Raw genomic sequence first — 19,706 nt, 5'->3', positions numbered from 1 at the left:
AGAGAACAAGTTGAAAAAAGATAAAGTCCAGTACGGGTTCGGTCCGCACCTGATGATAGACTGCTACGGATGCAACAAAGAAAAACTCTCCGATATGGACCTGATATTCGACACGCTCGACAAATTCCCCGATACGATCAAAATGACCAAGATAATGCCGCCTTACGTTTTCAAGTATCAGGGCGTGGTGCCCGAGGATTACGGCATCTCCGGGGTGGTCCTGATAGCGGAAAGCCATATAACGATACACACCTTCCCTGAAAAACAGCACGCTTTCATCGATATCTTCTCCTGCAAGGACTTTGACACGGCGCCGGCGACCGCTTTCATGATCGACCTTTTCGAGGCCGCCAACTACGACGTGCAGCTGTCGTCCCGCGGTATGGAGTTCCCCAGGAACATCCAGAAAGCAGCCGAGATCGTTTCAAAGGAAAGAAGAGACGTGAAGCAGGTGCAGCCGAGAGTCTATCATTGAAAAGGTTCCTGGAAATAGAACCTGAGTTCAGCAAATATTCTTCTTCCAAATTTATTATCATCCCCGCTCCTTATGAAGCCACGACTACTTACGGCAAAGGCACCAGGAAAGGACCTTCGGCGATACTGAAAGCTTCCCAGACAGTTGAAGACTACGATATCGAGCTGGGGTGCGAGCCCTATAAAAAATACGGTATCAGCGTCCTCTCTCCGCTGGTCCTGACTAAAGATCCTCATAACACGGTCTACAAAACAGTAAAAAAAGTATTGTCCGATAAAAAGATCCCGGTCCTATTAGGCGGGGAACATTCGGTCAGTTACGGGGCAATAAAAGCGGCAAAAGAAGCTTGCGATGATCTTAGCGTCCTCCAGTTCGATGCGCATGCGGACCTGCGGGATTCTTACCGCGGGTCAAAATATAGTCACGCGTGCATAATGAGAAGAGTGAGGGAAATGTGTCCCGCAGTGCAGGTCGGCATCAGGAGCGCGGACATAGACGAGATAAAATATTTAAAAGACAACGGACTTAACGGCAACGTCTATTATGCGCATAGTTTTGATGACTCAAAGATAAATTCTCTCGCGAAACAGCTTACGAATGATGTGTACATCACTTTCGATGTCGATGCTTTTGACCCGTCCATAATGCCGGCGACCGGGACCCCGGAGCCCGGAGGGCTTAACTGGTATCAGGTCCTGAATATTTTAAGAACGGTTATTTCCGCCAAGAATATTATCGGGTTTGATGTCGTGGAGCTCTCGCCAAAGCCGAATTTGCATCACTGCGAATATACGATCGCGAAACTCATCTATAAGATCATCGGGTATATTTCCAATAAATAGACCGGTCAGCTACTGGCCCATTTTCTGTTGCTTATAAGCCGTGAGCAAAGGGAAAGGAATCCCGAAAGTTGCCTGATGTGCAGCACCATCGTCCCACAACCGGAACCAACTTAACCATATCGAATCTTCCGGCGGAATTGTAAGCCCGAGTTGAGCAAACAGGCCGATGACTTTTTGACCTTTGGTATTGAATTCCCCTGCTCCCAACGGCTTCCCGGTCATAAGTATTGCTCCTTCGCCGTTAAGCCTGGGAGAAAACCACTTAGGCAATGTCATAGCGTATTCCGGAGTAGTAACATTTGAATATGGCCGGAAAATCCCTGCAATAGTCGTATCCGGATCCAGCGCATGACAAATAGTCTCATAATTGTTAGCGAACAAGTGAAGCGCTATTTTTGCAAAGCCGACTACCTCCGGGTGGTTCAGTGCGTCGACTGTCACTTCCGCGATATCAAAAGCCGAGAGAAAATCAACCCCTGTGGCTGTGATCGGAACGGCTTCTTCCCTTGGCAACATTAAATGCTCATTTCCGGTTATACATCTTATTGTTATTTTGTCAGGAAGAGCTGCGTTATATGTCAATATGTTTGTTTTTTTTAACACTGCAGCCGCTATAGGCCCTTCACGAGACGGAGTGAAACGGTGTCTTGAATCAGTTTTATCGAGTCTTCCGATCGGTCTCCCGAAATCGACTATTGACATAGTAAATACTCCTTTTAATCTTCTCAAATATCTATCGACTAGCTGCCGGTCTTATTGTGCTACAACGGTCCTATAAAAAGCATCGACATCATCCTTTATCAAGCTTGCCGAGCCGGGTTCAAGGAACAGGCATGATGTCATCCTTTCGAGTTCGTACCGGGATGTTCCCGCAAGTCTTAGAATACTGCCAGGGAATTTTTCAGAAACCGGTTCAAATAATGCGTTACGCACAGCCAGTGCCTTTCTTTCTGTAGGGACGACGCACGACCAGTATTTTATCCCGCGCGTCAGGGCCGGTATGGTCAGGGTCAACGCCAGAGGAACATCTTCGGGTCTTTTATAATGTCCCTCGGCCACCTGCTGGGCTTTTGCTTCAGGCGCGATGTCAATGACCTTCACCAGTTCCGGATCCTCGAACTTTGCAAGTGGAGGATCGTTGAAAGCGATGTGTGCGTTCACTTCTCCGAAACCGCCCTGCACGAACTCGGGACGGGAACTTTTTAGCAAGGACGCATAAATTCTTGCCATCGATGACGGGTCCGGATTCTCTCCTTTGATTTGGGATATCTTTGCAGGATCGATCGCTCTTCCTTGTGATGACAGTTCCCCCCATAGATGGGTATTATGGTACCATCTGAAGCTTTTTTTATCGGTCGGCGGAAGTGTCGCGTACTCGTCCATCTGGAACGCGGCTCTCATGGAACCCCAAGGGAATGCCTTGTTTCCGACAAGCGAACTGTACACATCATCCTGTGAAGGCGCTGCGGCAAAGATTCCCGCCCATGAGACGTGTCTGGTCAGATGAAGGTCTACAAAATGTTGAAGAGCAAAAGCTGCCGCCTCTCCCATCACCCTTCTGTTGGGTGCAATGACAACGTTCATCCCGTTCATTCTCAAACATTTAAGCTGAGGTTTTAAAGCCGGACTTACCGGAAAACCCTCCTGAATAAGCGAAATTTTTGCAGACATTATTTATTTCCTCCTTGTAAATATTTTGGAACCGGACGATCAAAAACCCCTCCTTTCATTTTTGAATATTACCTTTCTCATCTTAATGCCTCTGCGGTCGCGATATAAAAGCCCTCTGCCATCACGCGGCCCGCGTTGGGCTGTGCTTCACAAAAATATTCTAGCGGCGGCGGATTCAGCCCCGCCGCTAATTCCCTGCCCGCTTCAGCGAGGGCGAGCTGCGCGTAATAAGCCGAGGGATACATCCCGGCGAAATCGTTGTCCGCCCGATAATAAAGAAGAGAGTTTATTGGAGGATATCCGGTGAACCACGGGGACGGATACGAAGCAAGGACTATCGGATGGCCCTGCCGGCTAGCAACCCGGCTGAGGATCTTTAAAGAGATATTTCTAGTGGCGATGTGGTCCCAGTTCATGTCCGCCTGATGCGGTATAAATGCAAGGTTAACCGTGCGCGAGAAACTGTCAACAGCTTTACTTGCTTGTTCTTCATCTTCTGAGAATACGACGCGTCTGCCAATGTCAGGGCCGTCGGTTTTTCTCCGGTCATAAAATCCGAGGCTGAGAAGCTTCCAGCCGTTTATTCCCAGAAGCTTATCCGATCTTTCAAGTTCTTCAGTCCTGATCCTCAATTTTGTGGCCATCAGGTCTCTGTCCGATGTCTCCTCATGTCTTTTTGCGTAATCATCGAGTATCCCCATATGGCCAAGCGTGAGCACAAGATCAAAGACATTCCAGCCTTTGGATCGCAGATGCATCCCTAATCCTGCCGCCGCTATAGGAAAGTCGTCAGCGTGAGGGCTGAAACATATAGCGGTCCCGCCTGCATTTGCTCCTGCCTCCTCGAATAATCGGTTCAGATTTGGGTCCTCAAGTGCAGATATTATTCCGCCCGGGTTCAAAAGCGCAAGGTTAAATCTCTCCGCGAAGATAAAGCCCGAGGGAGGTGTTTCGGCCATAGCTGCCGATATTGCCGTGTTTTGCTGCATTTCGTCGAATCTGACCCTTGAGACTTGCGAGTCACATTCGGTGACCGATAGATATTTATTTTCTCCGGCTTTTTTGTCGTAAGGGAAAACAAAATTGAGCATATTCCTGACATTTATACTGTTTATAGGATGGATAAAAACACACTCAGACCGTGCCGCATTCACAATACTCCTGTAAAACAGTTGTTCTTCAACATCTCTTGAGGAAGGCCGCTGCGCTACAATGACATCCGCCTTGGCCGCATCCGCGACATCATCGGAAAATGACGAGCAGCCGCTTTCCAGGAACCATTTCCGCAGGCCTATGGACCTCTGGTCCCGCATCAAAGCTTTTTCGGAAAAGACCAAATTATTCTCCACAAGCCTGGATAGAAAAGTGGTTCTATATCCTCTCAGCCGCAACGATGTGTTTGCTTTGTTCTCAAACAAGCTTATTCCTTGCGGGACAAGACCGCATACGTTAGCCACAAAAATTACCTCTAATAATTTATCGGTATATTTATCGGGAAATTTCAGGGAAAATGTCCGGAACGATTATTTCGCGAGGGCGGCTTCAAGTCTCTTTATCGAGGTCTCTTTCCCGATGATCTCGACGGTGTCGAACATCGGCGGGGAATCCGACCTTCCGGTGAGCGCGACCCGCGCAGGGTGGATCACTTTTCCGGCCTTTACGCCGAGTTCTTTTGCTAAATTCCTGAAAACGGGCTCGATGTTATCTTTTGTGAAAGGGGAGACCTTTGAAAGTCCTTCTTTCAGCCTTGAGAGGATGTCCGCTACCCCTTCTTCTTTAAGGTGTTTCTGCACGGCCGCGGGATCGAACTTCAATTCATCGCTGAAAAAGAAATCCGAGAGAGCTACGACCTCGTTCACCGTCTTCATCCTGTCCTGCAGGCAGACGATTATCTTTCTGATATGGTCGATCCCTCCCTTTGTTTTTGACAGTTCAGTGTAAGAAGGGTACGCCTTTTCAAGGAAAGGCCTTGTGAGGTCCATGAGCCTCTCCGGCAGCGACTGCCTTATGTAGTGCGCGTTCAGCCAGTCAAGCTTGTCAGTGTCGAACACCGCGGAAGTCTTGTTAACCTTTTCAAGAGTGAACAGATCGATCAGTTCTTCCCTTGAAAATATTTCCTGGTCCGCGTGGCCCCATCCGAGCCGCGCGAGATAGTTGATCATGGCTTCCGGCAGATAACCCAGGCCTTTATAATCTATTACCGAAGTCGCGCCGTGGCGCTTGCTCATCCTTGCTTTGTCCTTTCCGAGTATCATCGGGATATGGGCGAACTTTGGCAGATCAAACCCTAAAGCCCGGTACATAAGGATCTGCCGCGGGGTATTTGAAAGATGGTCGTCGCCGCGGATAACATGCGTGATCTCCATCAAGTGGTCGTCTATGACCGCCGCGAAATTGTACGTGGGAAAAGTGTCGGTCTTAAGTATCACAAAATCATCAAGCAGGCCATTTTCGAATTTTACGGGGCCTCTTATAAGATCATCGACGATGGTCGTTCCTTCGACCGGGGTCTTGAACCTCAGGACAGCGGGTTTTCCGCCGGCTATAAGTTTCTTTTGCTCGTCGGCCGTGAGTTTCCTGCATTTTCCGTTGTAACGGGGAGCTTCCTTTTTTTCCCGGGCTTCTTTTCTCTGGGCGGCAAGCTCTTCACCGGTGCAAAAACAGTAATAAGCTTTTCCTTCTTCAAGAAGCTTCTGCGCGTACTCTCGGTAGATATCAAGCCTCTCTGTCTGGTAAAAAGGGCCTTCGTCCCAGTCCATTCCGAGCCACTCGAGCCCGTCGAGTATCGCCTGCGTGGCGTCCTGGGTGGAGCGGGCCTTGTCGGTGTCCTCTATTCTGAGGATAAAATCACCTTTCATCTTCCTTGCGAACAGCCAGTTATAAAGCGCGGTCCTTGCCCCTCCGACGTGAAGATAACCGGTGGGGCTTGGGGCGAATCTGACCCGTACTTTTTTGTTTGAAGAGGACATGCTAATAGTATACAATATAGAAAATGATTAAGACAAACTCGAAAAAAGCAGTTCGTAATTCGCAGTTCGCAGTTAGAGAAGAAAAATATTTCAGGTCCGTTTGTTTTTTTGTTATAGTGATCTTGCTATCTATATCTAAACCTTCATTTGCCGATACTTATCTTGAATCCGTCCTAAAAGACGGTTTCGGAGTGCGGCCTATCGGCATGGGCGGCGCGTTCACCGCGGTGGCCGATGACAGTGACGCCATATTTTATAATCCCGCCGGCCTTTCGGATGCAAAGGCGCAATATACGCGGGGATATCTTGACATGAACACCGATTCCTATGACGTCAATGACTGTTACGCGGTCGCTACAAGTCAGGCGGGTTTTGCCAACTGGAACAGGTGGGACAAGACCGGGCAAAAGGTCTCGGTCACCGGTTTTTCATTCGGGACAAAGGGAAACAACAAAGTATCGTGGGGCGTCACGTTCAAGAACATCGCGTGGTCGCTTGCCGGCGGTGATGATAAAGGCTGGACCCTTGACGCGGGCATCAAAGCTCCTTTGATGGCGGAGATCAATGTCGGGGTACTGTTCCAGGACCTTGTCAAAAATACGGCCCCCGTCAGTTCGACGGTGAGATTAGGGGCGGCGATGAACCCCGCCGCGTCAAAAGACAGCATATTGGCAGTTGACGCGGAGTTCAGGGACTTGAAATCAGAAAAGGGCGCCACTATTTATATGCATTACGGCGCGGAGTTCAAACTGACGAACGGCCTGATAGTGCGCGGGGGCTGGACAAAGGACCGGTACAGCGCCGGAGCGACCGCGACTTTTCCTTATGTCACTTTGGATTATGCCGTGATAATCAATCCGGATTCAAAAAATACGCAGATGTTCGGCTTCAGGATAGGAGAGGATAGCGGGCGGATGTGATCCGGCCGCAGGACTGTGCGGTCATTCAGAGAGGCTCTCTCCGGTCACAAGGATGTACCTTATTTTTCCGGGGACGACCATTTTCAGTCTGGTCTTCGCGATCTGCTCTATCCTGTCAAGTGATTCCTCCCTTGCCGCCTGAGCCGCAAGGGTCCTGTTTTCGCTCCTTATCTCGTTCAAAGCGTTCTTGTTTTCGCCGGCCGCGTAACCCAGCTCGGCGGTCTTGGTGTAGATCATGAGATGGACTATCGCCATTGAGAACACCAAAAAAAAGAAAATAAATATTTTGTTCCTCATATTTTTTCAGCAGCCCTCAGTTTCGCGCTTCTTGAGCGCGGGTTCGCCTTGATCTCATCGTCGCTCGGCGGCACAGGTTTTTTTGTCAATATATCCAAGCTTTTCTGATGGCCGCACGTGCACGCGGGCATTCTCTTGTCGCAGATGCAGCCGGACGCTTCTTCCCTGAAAAAGTTCTTGACGATCCTGTCCTCAAGGCTATGGTAAGATAATACCGCGATCCTGCCCCCTTTTTCAAGAAGGCCCGCGGCCTGTTTCAGGCCGCTTTTCAGATCGTCAAGTTCACCGTTGACTTCAATGCGTACCGCCTGAAAAACACGGACCACGCTGTCGATCTTGTTCTTGAAGGGGACCGATTTCTGTATCACAGCGGCAAGCTCTTTTGTAGTGTTTAACGGTCTATGTTTTACAATATTTGACGCGATCCTTTTTGCAAAACGCTCCTCGCCGAATTCTCTGATAATATTTACCAGTTCCTCTTCGCGGTAGTCGTTGACGACCGATCCGGCGGTCAGGGGGTTCCTTTTATCCATCCTCATATCAAGCGGACCTTCCCTCATGAAGCTGAACCCTTTTTCGGGAGTATCGATCTGGAAAGACGAGACGCCCAGATCGAACAAAGCGCCGTTTATCGACGCGATGTTCATGGAGAACAGGATCGTTCGCAGGTCCGAGAAACTATCGTTGACAAAGATCGTGTGGCCGTCATATTCCCTGAGGTTCTTTTCCGCTTCTTTTATCGCGTCGCTGTCTTTGTCGAGCAGGATGAGTTTTCCGCCGGGGACGATCCTTTTAAGGATCTCTGCGGAATGACCTCCCGCTCCCGCGGTGGCGTCCACCCAAAAGCCCGCAGGCCGCGGGTTTAGCAGTCCAATAGTTTCTTTTAATAGGACGCTGGTGTGGTATGTCATTGTTATAAGCTTTCCTGATTATATCTTGCTTGAATCTCTCAAACAACTAATATATAGTTTTTATTATGATACTCGATGAGATAGTGGCAAACAAGAATCTTGAGATATCGATAAAGGACAGGGAAACCGACATCAGCGATTTCCTGGAGCTTATCGATCTTGCAAAAAAACCGAAAGACTTTGCAAAGGCCGTGTCAAAACCGGTGTCGCTGATCGCCGAAGTGAAAAAAGCTTCCCCTTCGGCAGGCGTGATAAAAGAAGACTTTGATCCGGTGGCGATCGCGAAAGAATATGAAAGGTCGGGAGCCTCGGCAGTATCGGTCCTCACGGATGAAAAATATTTCGGCGGCAGCATAAAAGATCTCGCGAACGTGGCGCAAAATGTGGACATCCCTGTGCTCCGCAAGGATTTTATTATCGACGAATACCAGATATTCGAAGCCCGCGCTTTCGGCGCCGACGCGGTACTTCTTATCGCCGCGGTCCTGTCGGACGACCAGCTTGACTCCTTTTCTGATCTGACAAGGCAGCTTGAAATGAGCGCGGTCATCGAGGTCCATACCAAAGAAGAATTGTCGAGGGTTGCCGACATATTTATGAGCCCGGCCCCAAGCGCCGCGCGCCCTTTAATTATCGGCATCAACAACCGCGACCTCAATACGTTCAACGTCGATATCGGCACAACGCTTGATCTGATAAAACTCGTCCCTAAAATAAAGAGCAGGGAAGATATCAGGGCCCTGAAAAAGGCCGGCGTCAATGCTGTCCTGATGGGAGAGGAACTGATGAGGTCCCATGACATAGGGGAAACAGTCAAAGAGCTCGTCTCGTGACAAAGGTTAAAATCTGCGGGATAACCAACCTGAAAGACGCTCTTGACGCGGCTGCCCTGGGCGCCGACGCGCTCGGTTTCGTTTTTGCAAAAAGCCCCAGGAAAATATCCCCTGAAAAAGCAAAAGAAATAGTACTGAAGCTTCCCTGGCGTATCATAAGGGTCGGAGTGTTCGTCAATGAAGGCGCTGAAAGGGTAAACAGGACCGTCAGGGCCTGCGGGCTTGATCTTGTGCAGCTGCACGGGGATGAAACGCCTTCATACTGTAAAAAAATAAGATCAAGGATGATCAAAGCGGTAAGGATAAAAAACGAAAAAGACCTTCTGAAGATCAAAAAATATAAAGTGAGCGCGATACTTCTCGATGCTTATTCAAAAGACAAGTACGGCGGGACAGGAAAGACGTTTGACTGGAGCCTTGCGAAAAAAGCGAAAAAGTACGGCATCCCGGTCATACTTTCGGGAGGTCTTGATGAAAAAAATCTTTCCCCGGCAATAAAAACGGTCAGGCCGTACGCGGTCGATATCTCAAGCGGGGTCGAAATATTGCCCGGCAGGAAAAGTGCAAAAAAAATGAAAACGGTCATTGCAATCGCAAAAGGCGGCTGTATAATATAAACAAAAGATGAACATGAACAATCGACCTGACAATAATAAGAAAAAAGACCTCCAGTTTATCGTCAATGACGGGATCATCTATGCTAAAAGGGATATCATGAACCTTTTGTGGGACCTGGGATTTGTCACGTACTACGAAGTCGAAGGCGAAAGGGTCGTAAATAAAGGCAAAGGCTTCATAATGCGCGTTTCTTCCAACTCCGAGGACCCCACATTATTTTTGAACGGCCGCATATACATTAATGTAAGCTCCGTAGACTACCTCAGGGTTAAAAAAATAAAGGAGGACCAGACCCTTTATGAACTCCACAGCACGAACAGGATAATCAAGATAATCCCCGACACTAAAAAACAGGCATATCCTCCTTTCAGGTATGTCGCTGATACGATGGTCGGGATGGGTGTCATCGGAGAGGAGCTTCCCCCGGAAGGCTTAGAGGGGCCGATGGACGATTTCAGGGACCTGCCGCCGGACGGCGAGTTGAATTAAACAAAACCCCGCTGTTATTTTCTGTTCTAAAAATCAGCTGCAATTTTACTGAAATGCGTTCGATACATATTTGTAAAGATATATTTTTCAGGAACGAGATATTTATGTCAAAGATAAGATCCGATGTGGTTTTTAGCGCTGTCGACCGTCCGACAAGATCGCTGGTCTTAAAACAAGCGGACAGGTTCGCTTTGGGAAGGCCGTTGAATATACCGGCATGTTCAGTTGTCCAGGATGTGACAGGGCATATAAACAGGACCTGGATCGTGGCGGAGACGGATAAGGCAAGCGAAACGAGAAGGTTTGTTGTCCAAAACCTCGGGCAAGTGTTCAACCCCAAAGCTATCGCAGCCAATCTCCGATTATTCATAGATGCCCAAGCCCGGGCAAGAAGCCAGGGGGATCTGCCGGTCCATTGGAAGGACATTGTTTTTAAGGCAGCAGGTATTGGTTCAGACAATGTGATCTTATTTGACAGGAAGGGATCCCCGTGGAGGGCGATGAACTTCATTCCCGGGAATATTTTTATTTTTGAAAGATTCAGCAGTATCCCGCAGTCAATGCGGATTGAAGCGGCGAGGTCACTGGGAGATTCGATCGCGGTATTCGGAAGGATATTGGACCTTGTCCCGTATAAAAGATTAGAAATGCCCCTTCCCAATTTCCATAACGCTAGATACCATTATGATTATCTTATCTCGGTCATGAACGGCGGATCTCCTGTTTTAAGCCTTTGCCAGGACAAAAGCATAACCGTCAGGATGAGCGATAAAATGCGCGGTACATACAGGTCAAGGATCGATACGTTATTTAAAAAGATCAAAAGCAGGACCCGGCTTTTGGATGTACTCGAACCTGCGGGTGACGCTTCAACTCACGGCGACACAAAGATCACCAACGCGGTCTTTTCTCTGAATGAAAAAGGCAAGCTTGTTGTTGCTGCGTGGATAGACCTGGATACGATTCAAAAAGGCAATAAGCTTGACGACCTCGGGGATGCGTTGAGGTCGGCCGGAAATCCGGCAGGAGAGGAGCCAAAAGACATCGATCAAGTATGTGTCGACAAAAAAATAGTCGATGCGATAATCAGCGGTTATTTTGGCAGGGCGACGGAATATTATACTTCATCACGGATCCGTACTCTGAGGGGCCTGGCCGTGCAATCATTTATGCATTACCTCTATGTGCTGTCGATGAGGTCCTTTGCGGATTCACTGGTCGGGAACAAATACTGGGAATTAAAGAACGGAGAGCCGGAAGACCTTATACTCTACAGGGCAGAAGTCCAGATGAGAGCGCTTGAAAAAGCCGAAGAAGCTTATGGGATATAAAGATGATTCTCAAATGTAAAAAATCTAGATGAAGATTCGATGAAGGAAGACTTAAGATAGAGCTGTTCTTTTCATGCCTTCGATCTTTGCATCAGGGAATAATCCGAATATCTCGCTCGCTTTCACGCTCCCTGTATTGCTGCACTGGACGGTGATGTCCAGTTTTCCGTCAACAAAGGACAGGGTTTTTATCATCGGACGGATGTTTACGTCTTTATCTTTCCTTTTGACGATGATCTCCCTGGAAGCGGTTATTTCATCTATTCTTTTTTGAATGTCGTCCGGAGACGTGGCCTGATATTTTGCGGTTGTGATCTGAGCGGTTAAGGCAGTTGTGCCTGAAAAGATATTTCTGGCTTCTGTTATCTCCACCCCTTTAGGCAGCGTCCTGTTGAGTTCCTCCTTGACGGTCTCCGGGCTGTTCCATCTTTCAAAATAAATATCGATGAACTCGCATTCGGAGGTTATTCCGAGCGACAGCGGCGGGCCGAACGACATCTTTTGCCTCGGATTGAACCCTTCGCTGTAAGCCAGGGGAAGATCGGTCCTTCTCAGCGCGCGTTCCCACAGCCTGACAAGGTCAAGATGCCCGATAAACTTCAGCTCATCGCCTTTTTTATATTTTATTCTTATTCTCTGCAAGAGCTTTCTCCCATTTTGAAAAGTCAAAATATTCCGTCCAGTTGTCGAACCTGCAGCCGAGATCAAAGGCTTTTTTGATCACTTGCCCCGTCTTTTCATCTCCGGCTGAAAGGAGACCTTCGATACTGCTCATTTCAGGGGAATGCCATTTAAGCTCGATCCCGCGGTGCTTCAGGTTATGCTTCAGATAGTCCTGTTTTCTTCTCGTCTCCTCAAGCGAGATCATTTTCTCATTCTCAAAAGGAGTGTTCTTTTTCGGGACAAAGGTCGAGGCATTCACTGTTATCCTTGCCCTAGGATTTGCCCGTTTTCCTTCTCCGATTATTTTGTTGGAAAGCTCCACGATTGCTTTTATGTCCTCTTCAGTCTCGGTCGGAAGCCCGATCATGAAATAGAGCTTCACGGAGTTGGCGCCGGAAGAGAACGCGCTGACGCATGAAGATATTATTTCTTCTTCCGTCAGGTCTTTGCATATCAGGTCTCTGAGACGCTGGGTCCCTGCTTCGGGCGCGAGCGTGACACCTGACCTCCTGACGTTCTGTATCTCACCTGCCATGTCTTTTTTGAACGAGTCCGGCCGCAGTGACGGAAGAGATATCGATATCCTTTTCTTCGCGAACTTCTGTCCGAGTTCTTTTGCGATCCCGATAAGGCCCGGATAATCGCTGCTTGAAAGCGAGATGAACGATAATTCCTCAAATCCCGTATTTTCAAGGATACGGTTTGAAAGTTCTTTTATCTTTTCGGGACTGAGAAGACGGACGGGCTTGGTAGTATTCCCCGCCTGGCAGAAGGCGCATCTTCTGGGGCATCCGCGCATTATTTCGACAGCCGCCCTGTCGTGGACTATCTCTATAAAGGGCACTATCGGTCTTGTGGGATAGTCGATCGTGTTGATGTCCTTAACGATACGGCGTTTGACGCTTTTTAATTCATTATGGTCCGGAACATAGACGCCTTCGATCTTGGACAACGCTTCCAGGGACCGCGGCCGCGAACCCCTATATTTAATATATACATCTATCATCTCGAGGATGACCTCTTCACCATCGCCGATGACGAACGCGTCGATAAAATCCGACATCGGAAGCGGATTGTTGGTGCATGCTCCGCCCGCGATGATCAGTGGATGTGTCTTGTCCCTTTCTCTTCTGTGTAAAGGTATCTTTGCCGACTCAAGCAAATACAGGACATTCGTATACGTGAGCTCGTTCTCCAGCGAAAAGCCCAAAATATCAAAATCTTTTATTGGCACCTGTGATTCGAGCGAAAATAACGGGATGTCTTGTTCTTTCAGCTTTTGTTCCATATCCGGCCAGGGCGCGAAAACCCTTTCGCAGGCGACATCCTGCCTTTTGTTCAGGATGTGATAAAGGATCTGAAGACCGTAATTCGACATTCCGATCTCATACGTGTCAGGATAGGAAAGGGCGATCTTTATCTTGTCATTGTAATCGTCCTCGTCTTTTTTGTGAATGGAATTGAGTTCACTGCCGGTGTATCTTGCGGGTTTCAGGACAAAAGGAAGTATTTTCTCTTCAAGGACATCATGCATATATTAATGATAACACGGTGATAAATAACAAAAAGGGGCGAAAACCCGCCCCTCCTTGTATCCAGAAACCGTTTTTTTAAACGAGACCCTGGTCTATCATGGAATCCGCGACTTTAACGAATCCCGCGATATTGGCGCCTTTCACGTAATTGATGAAATCGCCTTCTTTGCCGTACTCCACGCATGATTTGTGGATATTGATCATGATGTCGTGAAGCCTCTTGTCGACTTCTTCACTTGTCCAGCTCAGCCTCATGCTGTTCTGGCTCATCTCAAGACCGCTGGTCGCGACCCCGCCGGCATTTGCCGCTTTGCCCGGCCCGTAAAGTATCTTCGCGTTCAAAAATACCTTCACGCCTTCCGGAGTGGTAGGCATGTTGGCCCCTTCGCTAACGCAGATGCAGCCGTTCTTTACGAGGGTCTTCGCATCAGCCTCGTTGATCTCGTTCTGTGTCGCGGACGGGAAAGCGATATCGCCTTTCTCGTTCCATGGTGTCTTTCCTTCCACGTATTTCACGCCGTACTTGTCGGCATATTCCTTGATCCTGCCTCTTTTTACGTTCTTGAGCTCCATTATGAACGCGAGTTTTTTCTCGTCTATCCCTGCGGGATCGAATATGTAGCCGTTGGAATCAGAGGCGGTCACGCATTTTCCGCCGAGCTGGTTCACTTTTTCTATGGTGTATTGCGCGACGTTGCCGGACCCGGAAACCAGGCAGACCTTTCCTTTTATGGATTCGCCTCTGGTCTTCAGCATCTCCTGGGCAAAATATGTCGAACCATATCCCGTTGCTTCCGGCCTGATAAGGCTTCCGCCCCAGCTCAGTGCCTTGCCCGTGAGAATACCTGTAAATTCATTCCGTATCCTTTTGTACTGTCCGAAAAGGAAACCGATCTCTCTTCCGCCCACACCGATATCGCCCGCGGGGACGTCGGTGTCCGGACCGATATGCCTCTGCAGCTCTGTCATGAAGCTCTGGCAGAACTTCATCACTTCGTTGTCGGATTTTCCCTTCGGGTCAAAATCCGAACCGCCTTTTCCTCCGCCCATAGGAAGGGTCGTAAGGCTGTTCTTGAAAACCTGTTCGAACGCGAGGAATTTCAAAATGCCCAGGTTCACGCTCGGATGCAGCCTCAGCCCGCCTTTGTAAGGGCCGATCGCCGAGCTCATCTCTATCCTGAAACCTCTGTTGATCTGGATATCCCCTTTATCGTTGAGCCAGGGGACCCTGAACATTATCACTCTCTCAGGCTCGACCATCCTTTCTAGTACCTTTGCTTTCTGGTATTTCGGGTTCTTTTCGATGAACGGCATCACGGATTCGACCACTTCGCTCACTGCCTGCATGAATTCCGGTTCGTTGGGATTCCTTTCCATCACCTTTTTCATAAAATCTTCTACGCTGTTTAACATGTCGTTGCTCCTTTAATAGAATAAGCGATTTTTTTGAACGGACGGTGTTCAAACTGAAAGCACGGACTTTGTGCGGTTGTTACCTTAATCTTCTCAGATTATAACTTACTATCAGGGACTCCGCAATATCCTTCATACTTTTGCGGGAATCCATCGAGAACTTCTGGAGCTTGAGATAAGCCTCTTCCTCGGTCAGTTTCTCGTCCCTCATGAGGATGCCTTTGGCCCTTTCGACAAGTTTTCTCGTCCTGAGCTCTTCTTCCATATCGTGGGCCATGGTCAGTATATCCGTGTTTTCAATGGCTACGGCCGCGAGGCATGCGATCGAAGACAGGACTGCGATCTCGGTATGAGTGAAGGAGTGTGGTCTTGAAGTGTACGAATTTACCACGCCGATGACCTTTCCTTTTACAGTAAGCGGAACGCAGAGTAATGATCTGAGCTTTTCTTTCCTGGCGATATCCCTATATTTGTATTCCGGTTCCTTCGCGATGTCTTTCACGACTATCGGCCTGTTCTCCAGCACAACTTTGCCGGCGATGCCTTCGCCGATCCTGAGCGGCGGTTTTTTATTGTACTCCTCGCTCATGCTGTGCGTGGCGCGGATCACGAGCTCTTTTTTCTCCTTGTCGATGAGCTGGATGGAGCAGATGCTAGATTTTAAAAGCTTCGCGGTGACGTTCACGACCAGGCGCAATATGTCATCAAGCGACAGGTCAGAGGAGATCGCCTTGCTTATCTCGCTGAAGGCCAATATCTGTTCTTTTAACGGCTGTTTTTTGTGCGGCTTAGTCTTTGGCATTACCATGGAATTATAGCATTTTCAGTGAAATTTCTGAAAATAACGTTCGATAAGAATATAGTCGAAGTTAACACAAATATAAAAGGAGAATAAAAAGAATGGGAAATACTTGCGGAATCAAAGCCCTACATTTCGGGACCAAAAACGCCAGTGATGATGTCTTCGTGTTGCATAATAAAGGCAGAAAAGGAATTATCGACACGGTTGGTGTCCGCTTAAAAGGGATGACTGTCCTGGATATCAAAGGAACGGATAACAGCGGCAGACGGGTGGACCTGATAAGGACCATGCCGTCTTACCGGCAATCCGTGGGCTGGATCGGTAACGATGAACGCCGCACCTGGGGCAGCGCGATGTTCGGTGCTTATATTTGTCCGGTGCAGAACAGGGTCAAGGCGATTGAGAAATACGGAGACGGTATGAGAACTATAAAAATCAACGGCCACACACAGGTGATACCTGTGGATGCAGACGGTGTAATGCTTCACGGGCTCGGGCTTCACGGGTACGGGTCGCTTCTTGAATGGAAAATTGTAGATGTGAATTTAAATACCTGCAATAATTCCGCGGCGATCACCGCAACGGCTACTATACCGGAGACAGAGTGGTTCTCAACTATTCAATTGTTCCAGACGATCAGTTTGACAGACGGGGTTCTGGGAAGGAGCACTTACCCTTCCAATCCCGGCAATGTTCCGACATTCTTTTCAGACACCGACCATGCTTATTTTAAGATCCCAAAGGGACAAAAGAGGAGCGAAGTCATGATAAGTCTCGCCGGAGACAGCTTTATCCGGACAAAAACCGATCCGTTCGTGAAGGGAGAGACACTGCTCCCTGTTTTTAAACCGAACCCTTTTATTGACAGACAGGAAACCCCCTTCGATGATCTGTTCTGCGGCCCGCTCAAGGACCGCGTTTTAGGGGATAAATTTCTTGACCATTGTATTATCCGATTGAGAGAAGAGCAGATGCCGGGCAACACAGATTTCAGACAGTATGCCGCAAGAGCCTTTTATCCTTCCGCGGGATGGGGAGTGGAGGTGTCCACGCCTTTCCCGAAGGATTTTCCTTTGATACATGCCCTGCAGGTATATGCTCCGCCGAAAAGCAGCAACCCGTTAGCCGCGAATGCAATTTGCTTTGAATTCGCACCGTGTGTCACTGATCCCTTTAATCCGGGTTGGCGAAAGTTCCCTGTAACAAAGGAAAGAGGTTTCAATCCGGCCGGAATGTGGATATTAAAACCGGGAGAAACAACGCTGAGAACAAGTGTCAGGCAGATCAGGATGATAGACAAGCTCCAGAATGACTGAAGATATCGATCTGAATAATATCGAATTTTCAGTGAAATTTCGGGGGAAAGTTGTCGATACATTAATAGAACGGATTTTGGGCAGGGAAAGGCAGCAGGATCAAGATGAAAAAAGAGACAAGATGCCCGTCATGCAACAAGCTCCTCATGAAAGACGGGGAGATCAAATGTCCCCGATGCAAAGAGGTCACCGTCGTCGGAGAACCCTGCGAATTCTTTGAAAGCTGCACCCACCGCCTCGAGAAAAAAAGGTTCGGGACCGTAAAGAACCTGCTGAACACCCTTCCGATCGCGATGCGCGAGAGGATGAGGCTCTCGAACTACCAGCCGAGCAAGTCCGCCCGCTAAACATAAAAGTATCAGCGCTTAGAGCCATTATGTTATAATCCTTCCATGCTCTTGACCGTCGATATCGGGAATACGAATATCGTCGCCGGTCTTTTTGAAAATGACCGTTTAATAAAGAAATTCCGATTTAGTACGTATTTAAACGATTACAAAAAACAATTCTTCTCTTTTAAAGGCGCTTTCATCGAAGGCGTCATTATTTCATCGGTGGTCCCTGCTGTTGAGAAGAATATCGGGCGAATTCTCAATAGATTGTTCGGTATAGAGCCTTTCTTTTTGAACGCGGCCACTTTCAACGGCCTTATGAAGATCTTATTGAAGAATAAAAATGAGATCGGAGTGGACCGGCTTGCCGATTCTTACGCCGCGATGATCCTTTACGGAAAGCCCCTGATAGTGATCGATTTCGGCACGGCCACGACATTCTGCGCCGTCGATAAAAAAGGTTCCTACCTGGGAGGCGCGATATCACCCGGGGTCGCGATCTCAAGGGACGCATTACATGAAAAGACCGCGAAACTGCCCCTGGTCGCTCTGAAAGTCCCCGTAAAAGCGATAGGGGGCAGCACTGTTTCAGCGATGCAGTCGGGCATAATCTACGGATACGCGGGAATAGTCGAAAGTCTTGTCAAAAGGTTCAGGGAAAAGCTAGGCAAAAAAACCAGGGTAGTCGCCACCGGAGGCCTGGCGGGAATTATTTCATCCCAAACTGATATAATAGATGTTGTAGACCCCGACCTGACATTAAAGGGCCTGAACTTAATATGGAAGGCAATATGGAAGAGCTGAACAGGCAGGAAAATACCGAAGACCTCAGCGCGCTGTTAAAGGTCCGCCGGGAGAAGCTGGATTTTTTCAGGTCGATCGGGATGGAGCCGTTCGCATACAACTTCAAAAAAAATACGGATTCGATCTTTATCCTCGAAAAGTATAAAGATCTTGAGCACGGGCAGGAAAGCGGGGAAGAATACTCGCTTGCCGGCCGCGTGATGCTCAAAAGAGGCCACGGCAAAGCGGCTTTCGCGCATATCCAGGACGAAAAAGGCAGGCTCCAGATATATGTAAAACTTGATATTGTCGGCGCAAAAATATTCGAGGCTTTCGAGAAGATAGATATCGGCGATATCATCGGGGTCAAGGGAAAAATATTCAAGACAAAGACGGGCGAAGTCTCCGTTAAAGTGCATGAACTTATCCTTCTGACAAAATCACTCAGGCCGCTACCTGAAAAATGGCACGGGCTCCATGACACCGACACAAGATACAGGGAGCGGTATGTCGACCTTATCGTTAATCCCGCGGTGAAAGAAGTGTTCATGACCAGGAGCCGCGTGATCTCGCAGATAAGGAGGTCGCTTGAAGGAAAAGGCTTTATCGAGGTAGAGACCCCGATGCTCCATTCCATGCAGGGCGGGGCCGCCGCAAAACCGTTCAAGACTTTCCATAACGCGCTTAATATGGAATTGTTCTTAAGGATCGCTCCGGAATTATATTTAAAAAGGCTGATCGCGGGAGGTTTCGAGAAAGTCTTTGAGATCGGCAGGGTCTTCAGGAACGAGGGGATGTCGTTCAAGCATAACCCCGAATATACGATGATCGAGATCTACCAGGCTTATGCCGACTATGAAGATATCATGAAACTGACCGAGGAACTTGTCTCCGAGTCCGTCAGCAGCGTACTCGGCACATTGAAAGTAAAGTACAAAGAACACGGGATAGATTTTTCCGCCCCCTGGAAAAGGATGACCCTGTCGCAGGCCCTGAAGCACTTCGCGGGGATCGATATCGGCATATCCGAAAAAGACCTCAGGAAACTGGCAAAAGAAAGAGGGATCGAAGAGGCCGGTTCGCTCGGTTCGGGGAAACTGATAAATGAACTTTACGACAGGTTCGTGGAGCCGCACCTGATCCAGCCGACCTTTATCACGGATTACCCGCTTGAGACGTCGCCGCTGGCGAAAAAGAAAAGGAACGACCCGAAACTGGTCGAAAGGTTCGAGGTCATTGTCGCGGGGATGGAACTTGCCAACGCGTTCTCGGAACTGAACGACCCCATCGACCAGAGACAGCGCTTTGAAAAACAGATGGAGCTGAAAAAAGCCGGGGATGAAGAGACGGAATCTCTTGACGAGGACTATATAAAAGCGCTCGAGATCGGGATGCCGCCGGCGGGCGGGCTGGGTATAGGCATAGACAGGCTGATAATGCTCATAACGAACTCATCATCGATAAGGGATGTATTATTATTCCCGCACATGAGGCCTTTGACATAAT

21 protein-coding genes are annotated in these 19,706 nt (G+C 48.6%); 11 read left to right on the top strand and 10 right to left on the bottom strand.

The window, feature by feature from the left end:
- The first annotated feature begins 10 nt into the window (after positions 1-10).
- Entirely contained in the window at positions 11-475 is a 465-nt protein-coding gene (gene speD, locus NTZ10_04495) for an adenosylmethionine decarboxylase (protein MCX5749483.1), read from the top strand.
- The gene (gene speB, locus NTZ10_04490) at positions 472-1,317 is read left to right on the top strand and encodes an agmatinase (GenBank protein ID MCX5749482.1); all 846 of its coding nucleotides are present in this window, start codon (positions 472-474) and stop codon (positions 1,315-1,317) included. The genes speD and speB overlap by 4 nt, the downstream gene beginning before the upstream one ends.
- A 9-nt stretch (positions 1,318-1,326) precedes the next feature.
- On the opposite strand, the gene NTZ10_04485 is transcribed toward speB, so the two are convergent.
- From NTZ10_04485 to gltX, 4 genes are all read right to left on the bottom strand, one after another.
- The gene (locus NTZ10_04485) at positions 1,327-1,833 is read right to left on the bottom strand and encodes a hypothetical protein (GenBank protein ID MCX5749481.1); all 507 of its coding nucleotides are present in this window, start codon (positions 1,831-1,833) and stop codon (positions 1,327-1,329) included.
- A 237-nt stretch (positions 1,834-2,070) separates the two neighbouring features.
- Entirely contained in the window at positions 2,071-2,988 is a 918-nt protein-coding gene (locus NTZ10_04480; protein MCX5749480.1) for a hypothetical protein, read from the bottom strand.
- Positions 2,989-3,065: 77 nt separating this feature from the next.
- Entirely contained in the window at positions 3,066-4,445 is a 1,380-nt protein-coding gene (locus NTZ10_04475; GenBank protein ID MCX5749479.1) for a PIG-L family deacetylase, read from the bottom strand.
- A gap of 66 nt (positions 4,446-4,511) precedes the next feature.
- Positions 4,512-5,957 (bottom strand): glutamate--tRNA ligase, encoded by a 1,446-nt coding sequence (gene gltX, locus NTZ10_04470; protein ID MCX5749478.1) that lies wholly within the window; start codon positions 5,955-5,957, stop codon positions 4,512-4,514.
- 23 nt (positions 5,958-5,980) lie between these two features.
- On the opposite strand from gltX, the gene NTZ10_04465 reads away from it, so the two are divergent.
- Entirely contained in the window at positions 5,981-6,877 is an 897-nt protein-coding gene (locus NTZ10_04465; GenBank protein MCX5749477.1) for a hypothetical protein, read from the top strand.
- Positions 6,878-6,898: 21 nt separating this feature from the next.
- On the opposite strand, the gene NTZ10_04460 is transcribed toward NTZ10_04465, so the two are convergent.
- Together NTZ10_04460 and rsmH are read right to left on the bottom strand one after the other, a co-directional pair.
- On the bottom strand, positions 6,899-7,174 hold the full coding sequence (locus NTZ10_04460; protein ID MCX5749476.1) for a hypothetical protein: 276 nt from the start codon (positions 7,172-7,174) through the stop codon (positions 6,899-6,901).
- Positions 7,171-8,085: a 16S rRNA (cytosine(1402)-N(4))-methyltransferase RsmH gene (gene rsmH, locus NTZ10_04455; protein ID MCX5749475.1), complete on the bottom strand. Its 915-nt coding sequence runs from the start codon at positions 8,083-8,085 to the stop codon at positions 7,171-7,173. Before rsmH ends, NTZ10_04460 begins: the two co-directional genes overlap by 4 nt.
- A gap of 65 nt (positions 8,086-8,150) precedes the next feature.
- Between rsmH and trpC the strand changes: the two genes are divergently transcribed.
- The 4 genes from trpC to NTZ10_04435 all read left to right on the top strand — a co-directional run bounded on the left by trpC (position 8,151) and on the right by NTZ10_04435 (position 11,356).
- The gene (gene trpC / locus NTZ10_04450) at positions 8,151-8,918 is read left to right on the top strand and encodes an indole-3-glycerol phosphate synthase TrpC (GenBank protein MCX5749474.1); all 768 of its coding nucleotides are present in this window, start codon (positions 8,151-8,153) and stop codon (positions 8,916-8,918) included.
- The gene (locus tag NTZ10_04445; GenBank protein ID MCX5749473.1) at positions 8,915-9,535 is read left to right on the top strand and encodes a phosphoribosylanthranilate isomerase; all 621 of its coding nucleotides are present in this window, start codon (positions 8,915-8,917) and stop codon (positions 9,533-9,535) included. The genes trpC and NTZ10_04445 overlap by 4 nt, the downstream gene beginning before the upstream one ends.
- Before the next feature lie 13 nt (positions 9,536-9,548).
- Positions 9,549-10,025 carry a hypothetical protein gene (locus NTZ10_04440; GenBank protein MCX5749472.1) on the top strand — a complete coding sequence of 159 codons (477 nt, stop codon included), beginning with the start codon at positions 9,549-9,551 and terminating at the stop codon, positions 10,023-10,025.
- Between the two features lie 104 nt (positions 10,026-10,129).
- Entirely contained in the window at positions 10,130-11,356 is a 1,227-nt protein-coding gene (locus NTZ10_04435; GenBank protein ID MCX5749471.1) for a hypothetical protein, read from the top strand.
- A 51-nt stretch (positions 11,357-11,407) separates the two neighbouring features.
- Here NTZ10_04435 and NTZ10_04430 read toward each other — a convergent pair whose 3' ends face one another.
- The 4 genes from NTZ10_04430 to NTZ10_04415 form a co-directional block, all read right to left on the bottom strand.
- Positions 11,408-11,998 (bottom strand): TIGR03936 family radical SAM-associated protein, encoded by a 591-nt coding sequence (locus tag NTZ10_04430; GenBank protein ID MCX5749470.1) that lies wholly within the window; start codon positions 11,996-11,998, stop codon positions 11,408-11,410.
- The gene (locus NTZ10_04425) at positions 11,973-13,553 is read right to left on the bottom strand and encodes a TIGR03960 family B12-binding radical SAM protein (protein ID MCX5749469.1); all 1,581 of its coding nucleotides are present in this window, start codon (positions 13,551-13,553) and stop codon (positions 11,973-11,975) included. The genes NTZ10_04430 and NTZ10_04425 overlap by 26 nt, the downstream gene beginning before the upstream one ends.
- Before the next feature lie 76 nt (positions 13,554-13,629).
- Positions 13,630-14,967, bottom strand: coding sequence for an NADP-specific glutamate dehydrogenase (gdhA, locus tag NTZ10_04420; GenBank protein MCX5749468.1), 1,338 nt, complete (start codon positions 14,965-14,967; stop codon positions 13,630-13,632).
- A 79-nt stretch (positions 14,968-15,046) separates the two neighbouring features.
- The gene (locus NTZ10_04415) at positions 15,047-15,769 is read right to left on the bottom strand and encodes a GAF and ANTAR domain-containing protein (GenBank protein MCX5749467.1); all 723 of its coding nucleotides are present in this window, start codon (positions 15,767-15,769) and stop codon (positions 15,047-15,049) included.
- A 98-nt stretch (positions 15,770-15,867) separates the two neighbouring features.
- Here NTZ10_04415 and NTZ10_04410 point away from each other — a divergent pair, with 98 nt between their 5' ends.
- From NTZ10_04410 to lysS, 4 genes are all read left to right on the top strand, one after another.
- Positions 15,868-17,085 carry a hypothetical protein gene (locus tag NTZ10_04410; protein MCX5749466.1) on the top strand — a complete coding sequence of 406 codons (1,218 nt, stop codon included), beginning with the start codon at positions 15,868-15,870 and terminating at the stop codon, positions 17,083-17,085.
- Positions 17,086-17,189: 104 nt separating this feature from the next.
- A complete protein-coding gene (locus tag NTZ10_04405) occupies positions 17,190-17,432 on the top strand; it encodes a hypothetical protein (protein MCX5749465.1) in 243 nt (80 codons plus the stop codon).
- A gap of 45 nt (positions 17,433-17,477) precedes the next feature.
- Positions 17,478-18,221, top strand: coding sequence for a type III pantothenate kinase (locus NTZ10_04400; GenBank protein ID MCX5749464.1), 744 nt, complete (start codon positions 17,478-17,480; stop codon positions 18,219-18,221).
- Positions 18,197-19,705 (top strand): lysine--tRNA ligase, encoded by a 1,509-nt coding sequence (gene lysS, locus NTZ10_04395; GenBank protein MCX5749463.1) that lies wholly within the window; start codon positions 18,197-18,199, stop codon positions 19,703-19,705. Before NTZ10_04400 ends, lysS begins: the two co-directional genes overlap by 25 nt.
- Position 19,706: the final 1 nt, after the last annotated feature.

The organism is Candidatus Saganbacteria bacterium, from assembly GCA_026387835.1.
Classification (GTDB): Bacteria; Margulisbacteria; WOR-1; order JAKLHX01; family JAKLHX01; genus JAPLKZ01.
The sequence above is the reverse complement of the archived record's forward strand: the minus strand, read 5'-3'. Positions and strand labels throughout refer to the sequence as shown.